The organism is Microcoleus sp. S36b_A4, from assembly GCF_036700645.1.
Taxonomy (GTDB): domain Bacteria; phylum Cyanobacteriota; class Cyanobacteriia; order Cyanobacteriales; family Microcoleaceae; genus Microcoleus.
Genome location: NZ_JAUBPI010000036.1, coordinates 18348 through 29493 on the forward strand (window position 1 = coordinate 18348; position 11146 = coordinate 29493).

An 11146-nucleotide genomic window follows, 5' to 3' on the forward strand; every position below is an offset into this window, starting at 1 on the left:
GCCTAAATGTAGGTGCGCGGTCGCGCACCTTACCAATTATAAAGGCTTAGTTGATGGCGGCTTCAATCCACTGTTTTAAAGTAGAATTTACTTCATCAATGAGAATTTCCTGTGATTTGTGAGTTGCTCTTTCCACGACTTCAACTTTGCCTGCTTTCAGCGAACGGCCCGGAACAATGCGATAGGGAATGCCGATTAAATCGGCATCTTTGAATTTAACTCCGGCCCGTTCGTCGCGATCATCGAGTAGGGTTTCAATGCCAGATTGGTTGAGTTCTGCGTAGAGTTTTTCGGCGACTTCTACTTGTTGGGCGTCGGAAATATTGGGGATGCTAATGATGGCGTGATACGGGGCGATCGCCACTGGCCAAATTATCCCGTCTTTGTCGTAGGATTGTTCTACGGCCGATTGAGCTAGCCGCGACACGCCGACGCCGTAGCAGCCCATCACAAAGGGCATTTCTTCGCCTTGTTCGCTGGTGTAGGTGGCGCCCATTGCTTGGGAGTATTTGGTTCCTAATTGGAAGATGTGGCCGACTTCGATGCCTCTGGCGCTTTGCAAGGTTTGTTCGGGGTTGTGCACGGCCCGATCGCCCTTTTTGGCTGTTCTGACACCCACAACCGTTGCTGGTAGAGGAAATTCTTTGTTCCAATTAGCACCGACAACGTGGTATCCTGATTCGTTTGAACCAGTGACAAAGTTTGTCAGGTCAACTGCAGTGCGATCGACTAAACGCAAAAACTTAGAGTTTACCTCCTTGCTGCCAGCGATATAATCATCAGCAACATCGGGAGCCATATAACCGAGAGGTAAAGATTTAGCAGCCCATTTCCGCTGAGCTTCCGCATCGGGAACAGTCAAAAATAAAACAGTTTTAGCTTGATAATTGCCCGCTAACTTCGTCAACTCATTCAGCAACTTTACCTGATTCACATCTTGGTCGCCGCGAATGCTTACCAATACCAAAACAGTCATGCCATTGTCGTAAACAGCTTGGTAAAGCACATTTTTGACAACTTGAGTCGGAGAACATTTCAAAAATTTGCAAAGTTTATCAATTGTTTCAGTTCCCGGTGTTTCCCGCTTTTCAAAATTTGCAAAGGGCGACGGTTCCACATCCGCAGGCATCGATACAGCCTTTTCCACATTAGCGGCATACTGACCATCTTCAGTATAAAGAACTTCATCTTCTCCCGCTTCAGCCAACACCATAAACTCTTGAGAACCAGAACCGCCAATTGCTCCCGAATCAGCATCTACTGCTCGAAACTGCAAGCCGGATCGGCGCAGCATATTGCTATAAGCTTGAGCCATATCCTGATAAGTTTTTTTCAGACTTTCTTCGTTAGTATGGAAAGAATAGCCATCTTTCATAATGAATTCGCGGCCGCGCATCAACCCAAAACGCGGGCGAATTTCATCGCGAAACTTAGTTTGAATTTGATATAGATGTACAGGCAATTGCCGATAGGAACGAATCATATCTTTAGCAATTGTAGTAATTACTTCTTCGTGAGTTGGGCCCAGTCCCAATTCTCGCTGCTGCCTGTCTGTCATGGCAAACATAATACCTTCAGCTTGAGTATAGGTATCCCACCGGCCAGATTCCCGCCACAAATCGGCCGGTTGCAATTGCGGGAGAAGGCATTCTTGAGCGCCGGTAGCGTCCATTTCTTCGCGCACAATTTGAGATACTTTTTTGAGAACTCGCCACATTAAAGGTAGATAAGCGTAAATTCCGCTACCGATGCGCCGGATGTATCCGGCACGGAGTAATAATTTGTGGCTAGGAATTTCTGCTTCTGCCGGGTCTTCGCGCAGGGTAACAAAAAGCATTTGAGATAGTCGCATGGCTGATTTCCTTAAAATACCGGATGAGTGTAATTTTAGATTAACTTCTGATATTATCAGAACTAAGCCCGATTTGATTAAATATATGAATAAAATTTTGCAAAACTACCAAAAAGGTATGGCAGCATTTGATGATTGTCACTCTCCTACTGTGCAATCTCAGTGGCTTGCCTTAAAAGATGAAATAGGAGAATTTGTTCGAGAACCTAATTTAAGCGAAATTTGGGATATTGTTCATGCTGCTGGTCGATTGCTTTACAAACTAATCGGAATTCCCTTATATTTACTGGCCTATCCTACTGTTCGCAAACACAGTCAACGTTTCGAGGAGTACGGCTGTATTCGCAGCATTCGCAACTGTGAGGGTAAATGCTGCGGCAAAAATTTGTAGCCTAGGCTGCGGCGCACCTAATATCATGTTTGTTGAATGACGCGCAATTACATTCTAATGACTGGATTAAAAAAACAATGCAACTTGAGGCAAGCGCCAAACCCATATCCAGTAACTAATTCCCACTCTCAAATCTAAAATCGCATGACCAGATTTATTCACGACCAATTTGCTAAACAGTATTTGAAAGAACTATTAACCCCTCTCGGTAATGTAGAAACCAGCCGGGATGTTGCTGGAGAAGTAAGGCAGGTTGACGTTTTATTTTCCCCGAAAGCAGAACCGGAAGTCGAAGCAACAGCCCTCGGCATTTTGGGTCAAATCGCAGCAAAACCCGCTGTATTTGAACCCTTCCGCAGCCCTGTCCAAATCGGAGAAATTCGCAGTTGTCTGGGCAAACTCTTCGATATCCACGGGGAATTTGAACGCGCCGCAGTTAGAGAAAATACCCGGATTGCAGAGGCAGACTTGCCCCAACTTTGGATACTGTCGCCCACTGTTTCCGACACGATATTAGCTGGATTTCGAGCGATTCCCGAACCGGAAAATTGGGTAAGTGGAGTTTATTTTATGGGCCCATCTCTGAAAGCAGCGATTATTGCCATTCACCAACTGCCCCGCACGCCAGAAACGCTGTGGCTGAGAGTTTTGGGGAAGGGAAACGTGCAGAAGCAAGCTATTGCCGAATTGAGAGAGTTACCCTCAGATAATGTCTTTCGGTTGAATGCGTTAGAATTGTTGTACAACTTGCGAACTATTTTAGAAGTTCGCCAAGACATAGATCGAGAAGATAGGGAGTTAATTATGGAACTGTCACCCCTCTACTTGCAACGGTTGGAAGATGCAACTCAGCAAGGTATTCAGCAAGGTATGCAGCAAGGTATCCAGCAAGGTATCCAGCAAGGTATTCAGCAAGGTATCCAGCAAGGTATGCAGCAAGCTATGCAGCGCGCTCAACGCCTGATGGTTGAGAGTCTCCTACAAGTAAAATTTGGCGAGATTGATGAAGAATTAGCCCAAATAATCGAGCCTTTGATTCAGCTAGAACCCCTCGATCGCACGCGACTAATTAGGCAGCTCGATCGCTCTGAATTGCTAGCTCATTTTGAACAAAAAAATCAACCGGAATCCTGAGTCAGCAGCGCACTCTACAATCGGTAGGGTGCGCTCAATATCAGTTTACTATTTATTATCGACAAAATCTGGAGTTAATTATGGAACTATCACCCCTCTATTTATAACGGCTTGAAGAAGCAACTCAGCGAGGTATCGAGCAATGTATTCAGCAAGGTATCGAGCAATGTATTCAGCAAAGCAAACGCGAGCTTTTTGAGAGTATATTACAAGTAAGATTTGGCGAAATTGATGAAGAATTAGCCCAAATAATCGAGCCTTTGATTCAACTAGAACCTCTGGCAATCACGCGACTGAGTATGCAGCTCGATCGCCGGGAATTACTCGCTCGTTTTGAGCCGGAAAATCCAACGGAATCCTAACTCGGTAGCGCACTCTACGATATGTAGAGTGCATCACATCGCACTTTATACCAATTCACTATGAAGGTACACTAAATTTAGGCTAAAAGTAGAGGAGATGCAATATGGCTAACAAATTTAAGGTAGAAATTCAGGAAACGGTTGAGGAACTAGAGCATCGACTCCAACGGGCTATAACCGCAGTAAGTAAAGAAAAATTACTGCTATTATACTGGATTGCCACCAAAAGAATCAAAACAAGAGAAGAATTAGTCACGATGCTGAAGCGAGACGAATCAACAATATATCGTTGGTTAAGAGCTTACAAACAAGGTGGAATTACCTCATTACTCACAGTAAAAAAAGCTCCCGGTAAGACTCCACATATACCACCTGAAGTTAGAGAAAAATTAATCAAAAAGCTGCAAGAGCCAGAGGGGGAAACAAGTTATGGCAAATTACAGATATGGCTAGAAAAAGAATGCGGAATCAAAGTGAGCTATAAAGTCGTACATGACCTAGTTCATTATAAATTAAAATCTTACCTCAAAGTCCCAAGACCCCAAAGCAATAAGGTGAACGAAGTTGCACAGACCAACTTCAAAAAAAAACTGTGGGAGATTATCAAAGTAATGATTAAATATTTCGGAACAGGACAGCCTGTAAGGATATGGTGTCAGGACGAGAGTAGATTTGGATTGATTACTATGCAGGGCAGGATGATTACATTGAAGGGGATAAAACCCGTCGGGCAAAAGCAATGGAAGCGAGGAAACTTCTATGTTTATGGAGTTGTAGAGCCATCAACAGGTGAACAATATTATCAAGAATTTTCTCAGCTCAATCACAACTGCTTTCAAGAGTTTTTAAATGGATTTGCTCAAAAATACTCAGACTATTTCAATCTAATTATCATGGATAATGGTAGCTTTCATAAAGCTCTCTTATTAGACTGGCATGACCATGTAATGCCAATATATTTACCTGCGTATAGTCCTGAATTGAATCCGATTGAAAGATTGTGGGAACATACAAAAAAAGACCTGAAGTGGGCAAATTATTCGAGTTTAGATAAACTCAAAGAACAGGTAGATATAATTATCAAATCTCTCACGAATGAAGAAGTTTTATCTCTCTGTGGTTGGGACTATATCCTTGAAGCTATATTAAGTGCAGGTTCATAGTGAATTGGTATTACTACTATTTATAATTGGTGGGGATTGCCCCCGCCTCAAACTTGCCAGTTTTATGCGAACTCTGCTGCTACCAATCCCTTAAAAAGTAATTTCTGACTTTAGACGGATTTATTTTTTAGCTTCCAGAGCCATAATAAGCAGTAAGGATGAGATCACTATAGAACTGATTTACCACTCATCCCAATGTCACTAATAAGGGCTTCCGTAAGATAAAGCCGAACCCAAACAAAACCTCATCTAAAGATTACAAACACCCCTAGAAAAAAGTTGGGGACACTTTTCGCTATGCCGAGTTAGGCATAAAAAGTAAGGAGGTAAATTATGTTTCAAAGCGAGTTATTAATGTCGCTGTACACTCCAAAACTCGATAGGGGCCAAATGCCAGTAGAAATGCCAGTACAAATGCCAGTACAAACGCCAGTAGAAATAGATGTGCCATTTGACCACCCCGATATCGGAGGGCTGATGTTTTTAAGCCCTCAGTTTTTCGTGGCCTTAATCGCCGGAGTCATTATGGCTTTCGGCTTCCAATTCCTGTTAACCAATTTCTCAATCGCCGCCAAAATATCAAATTGGGACGAGGCTTTACCCGACGATGACGATGATGATGAGTCCGAAAGTTTAGGCAAAAAAGTTCGGAAAATCGAAGGTTTAGTCGGGGGTTGGATTTTAGTCACCGTTAACCTGGCTTTATTTTTGGCTTGTTTTCTGGCAGTCAAACTAACTTCAATTGCCAGCGTAGACGGAGCGGCAATTATTGGTGTGGTCATCTGGGCGGCGTACTTTTTAACCCTAGTGTGGCTCGGTTCTAGCGCCGTCGGTTCTATGATCGGTTCCTTGATAAAAACCGCTTTTTCGGGCGTTCAAGGCATCATGGGTACTGCGGGTGCAGCGATCGGCGGCAAGATGGCTAGCGACCAAATGGTCAATACTGTAGAGGCATCTGTTGCCGCTGTGCGCCGCGAGTTGAGTTCGGCGGTAGACCCCGATAGCATTCGCGAAACACTGCAAGATTATGTGGGTTCTTTGCAGTTACCGAAACTAGATGTTAAGGAAATTCGCGGTCAATTTGAAAAGTTGCTGGGCGATACAGATATCAAATCTCTTGCGGGAAGCGACGTTCTGAAGAATGTTAACCGCCAGACTTTTGTGGATTTAGTTAAAAGTCGCACAGACTTTTCTCAAGAGGAAATAACTCAAGTTGCCGACCAACTCGAAGGCGTTTGGAAGCAAACTTTCGGCAAGCAGCAAGGGCAGAAAGACCCGAATTTAGAGTTGGTTGATTTTCTCAAGTTTGCGGCTCCCGATTTGCTGAAGTCTGACGAACTCAACGCCAAGCTGTCTCAAATTCTCGAAAGTAGGGAAAACAAATCGGAATCCAGCAGCGCCATGAAGCGAGCGATGCAGTTGGGTGTGGGATCTCTTGTGAACACTGTTTTGTCGCGGACGGATTTGTCGGATTTGGATGTTGAAAAAATCACTGGTCAGTTGCAGCAACTGACAGCAAAAGGGACGGAAAAAGCTAAATCTTTGGCTTCTCAGGTGGGCGATAAAGTGCCTGCGCTGCCTTTCAATACAGCTAAGGCTGATGTGGAAAATTACTTGATGAATGCCCAACCTTGGCATCTCAACCGCGAGACCATCAAGCAGGAATTTAGGGATGTGATTTACGACCCGGAAGCTTCTCCGGGAGCAGTTTTGCGCCAGTTAGAGCTGTTTAATCCAGATTATTTTGTAGGGATTCTCAGCCGCCGCGAGGGGTTTGCTCCTGAACAGGTGACGGAAATTGCCGAACAGCTTGAAGGTGTCCGACAAGAAGTGTTGGAAATTGTGCAAGCTGCTGCTGGTGAAGAACAGTCTCAAGATTTGCGGAGTCGGATTGAGAATTATTTGCGATCGACCGGCAAGGAAGAATTGAATCCTGAAGGTATTGAACGGGATTTCCAAGCGCTTTTGGAAGATCGAGATGCTGGTTTTGAGGCTTTGCGCGATCGCCTGTCGCAGTTTAACCGCGATACTTTGGTGCAGTTGCTGGGTCAGCGGGAAGATTTCAGTCCAGAGGAAGCCGATCAGTTAATCGGGCGGCTCGAAAGTTCGCGCGATCGCGTGATTTCTAGAGCTCAAGAATTGCAAGAGCAAGCGAAATCGAAAGCCCAAGAATTGCGACAAAGGGTAGAAGACTATCTCCGCAATACTAATAAGGAAGAACTCAATCCTGAAGCTATCGAGCGCGAGTTTCAAACGCTGTTAAACGACCCGGAAGCCGGATTTAAAGCGCTGAGAGAACGCTTATCTCAATTCGACCGCGATACGCTGGTTCAATTGCTGTCACAGCGCCAAGACCTCAGCGAAGAACAGATCAATCAGGCGATCGACCGGATCGAATCTGTGCGCGACAACATTATCCACGCGCCGCAAATAGTTGCAGATAGAGCTAAGCAACAGTACGAGGACATTACTGGAAAAATTGGCGAGTACCTGCGGAATACAAACCTGGAAGAACTTGATCCAGAAGCCATCAATCGGGATTTGACTAAATTGTTTGAAAATCCGAAAGAGGGTGCTTTGGCACTTCGGCACAGACTTTCTCAGGTCGATCGCGAAACTTTAGTCAAGTTGCTGTCGCAGCGGGAAGATTTGAGCGAAGAACAGATCAATCGGACGATCGATCGCGTGCAAGATTCGATTCGCAGCATCGTGAAATCGCCCCGCCGCTTGGCATCTCGCGCTCAAAAAACAGTCCGCGATTTCCAAGGAAGTTTGGAAAATTACTTGCGGAATACGGACAAGGAAGAACTCAATCCTGAAAGCATCAAACGCGATTTGCAGTTGCTGTTTAGTGAGCCGGGAATGGGGATGCAAAGTTTGGGCGATCGCCTGAAGCACTTCGATCGCTCGACTCTGGTAGCATTGCTGTCGCAGCGGGAAGACATCTCGGAAGAGGAAGCCAACAAAATTGCCGACCAAATTGAATCTGTCCGCAACCAAATTGTCGAACAAGTTCAAATGGTTCAGGACAAGTTTCAGTCAGCAATGGATGGTATTTTCGGGAAAATCCGGGATTACCTCAATTCCCTCGATCGACCAGAGCTCAACTACGAAGGCATCAAGCGGGACTTACGCAAAGTATTTGATGACCCGCAGGCCGGATTTGACGCGATTAAGGAGCGTTTAGGTGAGTTCGATCGCGGTACTTTAGTTGCCCTACTGAGTTCTCGTTCCGATATTTCCGAGACTGACGCTCACCGAATTGTTGACCAAATGGAAGGAGCCAGGGACAGCGTTTTATTGCGATCGGAACGCCTGCAACATGAAGCCAAAAAACGCATCAAACAGCTCAAGAAAAAGACCAAGCAGCAAGCAGAAGATGCGCGCGAAGCGGCAGCAGCCGCAGCTTGGTGGCTGTTCGGTACGGCTCTGACTTCTGTGGTTGTTTCCGCTTTGGCTGGAGCAATAGCAGTCAACGGGATTTCGGGTTTGTTTAGCTAGATTTTCAACGAGTTTGAAATAAAGTTCTCCTGATTCTAGGCTGGCGTTTTGCCAGCCTATTTTCTTTGGAATAATATCAGAGTCCTTCAGGATTCTATAGTTGGCGGAAATACTCTCGATAAATCGAGCGCCAAGTCGTGAAAATAAGACAGATTAACAGACTCGTTGGGCAGAAAAATCAGCGTCCTGCGATAACCAAATTGGCCAGGGGCATTCTGATACGGATCGCTGTAACATTCCAAGCAAGTTTGTAATAAATTAAATATCCAATAGTTCGAGATTCGGGCTTCAGCATAAAGGGGGAGCTTAACCTGTTTGTCGTAACTCAAAGAAGAATCTGCAATCTCAATCAGCAACAGTATATCCCCTGGACAGGGGTGAGAGGATAGATAGTCGTCAGGGCGATTTTGGACGATCGCACGATCGGGTTCTGGTTCGCTGTCATCAGGCAGAATAATAGGTTGTTGTCCCCGCAGTGTCGCCCTTTCTCCCAGCAGCTTAAATAAATAACTCGCGTTCCAAGCGTGTCTCGCAAACCGAGTGAGCGGTACCTTTAGCTGCCATTTTCACAAGTTCTCCCTTGATTAACTCAACTCGATCGTCCTCATTAAAGAACCCCAGTTCTGTCAGGCGGTGATATTCCGCTATGGTGAAGCGTTTTGCAGTTGCGATCGACATAACAGCCACCTCAATACAGGTATGTTGCGATTATAGGCGATCGGCGATCGGCTAAACAATGCTAATCATGAGAGCCACTAACAACAATCTTGTCAAATTTTCCTCATCCTTTGGTTGCACTTTTTCCCAACTTTGGTGAATTTACTCCCCGAACTTATGTCCCGGATCATCTCTGTCTTAAGCAAGATTCTAGCATCACTATTTATTAGGTACTTTAACTTAAGTAGCAAACAAAAGTTTTCTCAAAAATAAGAAAACTGAGCAATACATATTATTTTGGAGGCTTGAATGACCTTTACTACCAGTGCTTACGACCAAGGAAAAGCAGATATTAAGAAGTTGAGTGTAGACGACCAATTAGGTTTGCTGTGGTTTGTTTACACCGAAATGGGCAAGTCAATAACGCCAGCGGCTCCCGGTGCTTCCGGTTCCGAAATCGCTCAGGGTTTGTTCGAGCAAGTCAAGCCGCTGCCCCACGAAGAACAACTACAAGTAATGCGCGACATTGCCTCAAAAGCCAATACCGAAATCAGCCGGATGTACGGCTCGATGAGCCCTGAAACGAAACTGGCTTTTTGGTATTTTCTAGCAGTAGGAATGGACGAAGGAACTATTATTCCTGTCCCTCCAGACTATCAACTTCCCGACGCAGGAAAATCTTTATTAGGAAAGATTGAGGGCATGGACTTCCAGCAGCAAATTGATTTCCTTCGCGGTACAATTTTAGAAATGGGTGCTGAAGCAGCTCCGGGGGCTGGCATTTAAAAATAGGACTTACTACGAAAAAAAACCCGGTTTCTCGGATGTCGCAACGAGGCATTTAGGAAAAAACCCGGTTTTTAGCCGTTGGATGCCTAACTCCTCAAAAAGATTAGTAAGTAGCTCAAACTAATACGTCGCGACAGAAACCCGGCTTCTTGAAGAAACCGGGTTTCTGGCTGTTCTGTTTTTTTAGGTTGACGGAAAATACCCGCACTTTACAGCTAATAACTGAATTCAACGGCTCTGTTTCCCACAACTTCCGGCGCAGCGACTTTTAAACGCATATCTTCGGAGCCAAAAGTTAGCAAGGGGTGGCCTAAGTTTAAGCTGGCAAAAGGGCTTTCTTCTGGCACATCTAACTCGCCTTTAATCAAACCGATGCGAGACTGCAATCCTCCTTTAAACAACAGCAAATTGGTGCGCTCAGCGCTGAAAACATTTCCGCTAAAAGGCAGCGGGAAAGCTAAAGTTTGCTTGCTGTAATTGAGACTGCACAGTTGACGGTTTCCTTGGCGAACTGTGACGCGGTAGCCTAGCGGTGCTGCCTTTACCGAATCGCTACCTTCCCAACTAAATTGAGCTAATTCTTTAGGAAGTCCCCAAATTTCGCGCCCGCCGGCTACCGAGTTAGGATTGTCTACGTAGATGTGGGAAATCCAAGCGCCCCATTTTCCAGCATAATTAGCGATCGCGCTAACTACAATTAACTCATTGTACTCCATCACCGAACCCAACCCGTAGGAGGATACATAAATGCCACCTAGGGTTTTTCCTGGCAATAAAGAGACAATTTCTAATTCAGAGGGAACTAAGGCGCGCACTCGTGCCACATCTACTAATTGTAAAGTCTGAACAGCATAACCTTGGAGATTCCAAGGTGCAGGTGGATATACCATTTTCAGTGATTAAATATCTGAGATTTTATCTTTATTTTAGCTTAGGGTCTAAAAAGCGACAGCCCTTTGCATTTCTTCACACATTGTGAGGGAATTTAGTTTATTTAAACAAATTAATATGTGACGAGAAATTAGATGAATAATTGACGTGGGTTATCTGTTGTAGGGGGGCGGGTTTAGTAATATTGTCAACAGGAATTAGATATTATTATTCAAACCCGCCCCTTGTATCTTAAAAGAGTGAGTCAGGCGATTGCCACGTCATTGATTCGATCATACCGACAAGTGGGCGATCGTACCGACAAGTGGGCGATCGTACCGACAATCAGTCGATCGTACCGACAATCAGTCGATCGTACCGACAATCAGTCGATCGTACCGACAATCAGTCGATCGTACCGACAATC

Annotated in this window: 9 protein-coding genes; 5 read left to right on the forward strand and 4 right to left on the reverse strand. The window is 45.0% G+C overall.

The genetic code is table 11. The annotated features are described in order from the left end of the window. Positions 1–46: 46 nt before the first annotated feature. Complete coding sequence (gene proS / locus QUA03_RS13930; protein ID WP_333212891.1) at positions 47–1852, reverse strand: proline--tRNA ligase; 1806 nt, start codon at positions 1850–1852, stop codon at positions 47–49. 85 nt (positions 1853–1937) lie between these two features. Between proS and QUA03_RS13935 the strand changes: the two genes are divergently transcribed. The 4 genes from QUA03_RS13935 to QUA03_RS13950 all read left to right on the forward strand — a co-directional run bounded on the left by QUA03_RS13935 (position 1938) and on the right by QUA03_RS13950 (position 8403). After that, complete coding sequence (locus QUA03_RS13935) at positions 1938–2243, forward strand: hypothetical protein (RefSeq protein ID WP_333212892.1); 306 nt, start codon at positions 1938–1940, stop codon at positions 2241–2243. Positions 2244–2387: 144 nt separating this feature from the next. Then, positions 2388–3377 (forward strand): hypothetical protein, encoded by a 990-nt coding sequence (locus tag QUA03_RS13940; RefSeq protein ID WP_333212894.1) that lies wholly within the window; start codon positions 2388–2390, stop codon positions 3375–3377. Between the two features lie 466 nt (positions 3378–3843). Then, complete coding sequence (locus QUA03_RS13945; RefSeq protein WP_333212895.1) at positions 3844–4902, forward strand: IS630 family transposase; 1059 nt, start codon at positions 3844–3846, stop codon at positions 4900–4902. Positions 4903–5235: 333 nt separating this feature from the next. Continuing rightward, positions 5236–8403 carry an MFS transporter gene (locus tag QUA03_RS13950; RefSeq protein WP_333212897.1) on the forward strand — a complete coding sequence of 1056 codons (3168 nt, stop codon included), beginning with the start codon at positions 5236–5238 and terminating at the stop codon, positions 8401–8403. Positions 8404–8489: 86 nt separating this feature from the next. Here the strand turns inward: QUA03_RS13950 and QUA03_RS13955 are convergent, their stop codons facing one another. Beyond that, positions 8490–8900: a Uma2 family endonuclease gene (locus QUA03_RS13955; protein WP_333212930.1), complete on the reverse strand. Its 411-nt coding sequence runs from the start codon at positions 8898–8900 to the stop codon at positions 8490–8492. Position 8901: 1 nt separating this feature from the next. Then, positions 8902–9081: a Uma2 family endonuclease gene (locus QUA03_RS13960; protein ID WP_333212898.1), complete on the reverse strand. Its 180-nt coding sequence runs from the start codon at positions 9079–9081 to the stop codon at positions 8902–8904. A gap of 288 nt (positions 9082–9369) precedes the next feature. On the opposite strand from QUA03_RS13960, the gene QUA03_RS13965 reads away from it, so the two are divergent. Next, positions 9370–9846, forward strand: coding sequence for an orange carotenoid protein N-terminal domain-containing protein (locus QUA03_RS13965; protein ID WP_333212899.1), 477 nt, complete (start codon positions 9370–9372; stop codon positions 9844–9846). A 218-nt stretch (positions 9847–10064) separates the two neighbouring features. On the opposite strand, the gene QUA03_RS13970 is transcribed toward QUA03_RS13965, so the two are convergent. Next, positions 10065–10739 carry an acetoacetate decarboxylase family protein gene (locus QUA03_RS13970; protein WP_333212900.1) on the reverse strand — a complete coding sequence of 225 codons (675 nt, stop codon included), beginning with the start codon at positions 10737–10739 and terminating at the stop codon, positions 10065–10067. Positions 10740–11146: the final 407 nt, after the last annotated feature.

Bases quoted from the DNA above. Each gene is read 5' to 3' on its own strand.
- proS (WP_333212891.1), bottom strand. From the start codon at position 1,852: ATGCGACTATCTCAAATGCTTTTTGTTACCCTGCGCGAAGACCCGGCA.
- QUA03_RS13935 (WP_333212892.1), top strand. From the start codon at position 1,938: ATGAATAAAATTTTGCAAAACTACCAAAAAGGTATGGCAGCATTTGAT.
- QUA03_RS13940 (WP_333212894.1), top strand. From the start codon at position 2,388: ATGACCAGATTTATTCACGACCAATTTGCTAAACAGTATTTGAAAGAA.
- QUA03_RS13945 (WP_333212895.1), top strand. From the start codon at position 3,844: ATGGCTAACAAATTTAAGGTAGAAATTCAGGAAACGGTTGAGGAACTA.
- QUA03_RS13950 (WP_333212897.1), top strand. From the start codon at position 5,236: ATGTTTCAAAGCGAGTTATTAATGTCGCTGTACACTCCAAAACTCGAT.
- QUA03_RS13960 (WP_333212898.1), bottom strand. From the start codon at position 9,081: ATGTCGATCGCAACTGCAAAACGCTTCACCATAGCGGAATATCACCGC.
- QUA03_RS13965 (WP_333212899.1), top strand. From the start codon at position 9,370: ATGACCTTTACTACCAGTGCTTACGACCAAGGAAAAGCAGATATTAAG.
- QUA03_RS13970 (WP_333212900.1), bottom strand. From the start codon at position 10,739: ATGGTATATCCACCTGCACCTTGGAATCTCCAAGGTTATGCTGTTCAG.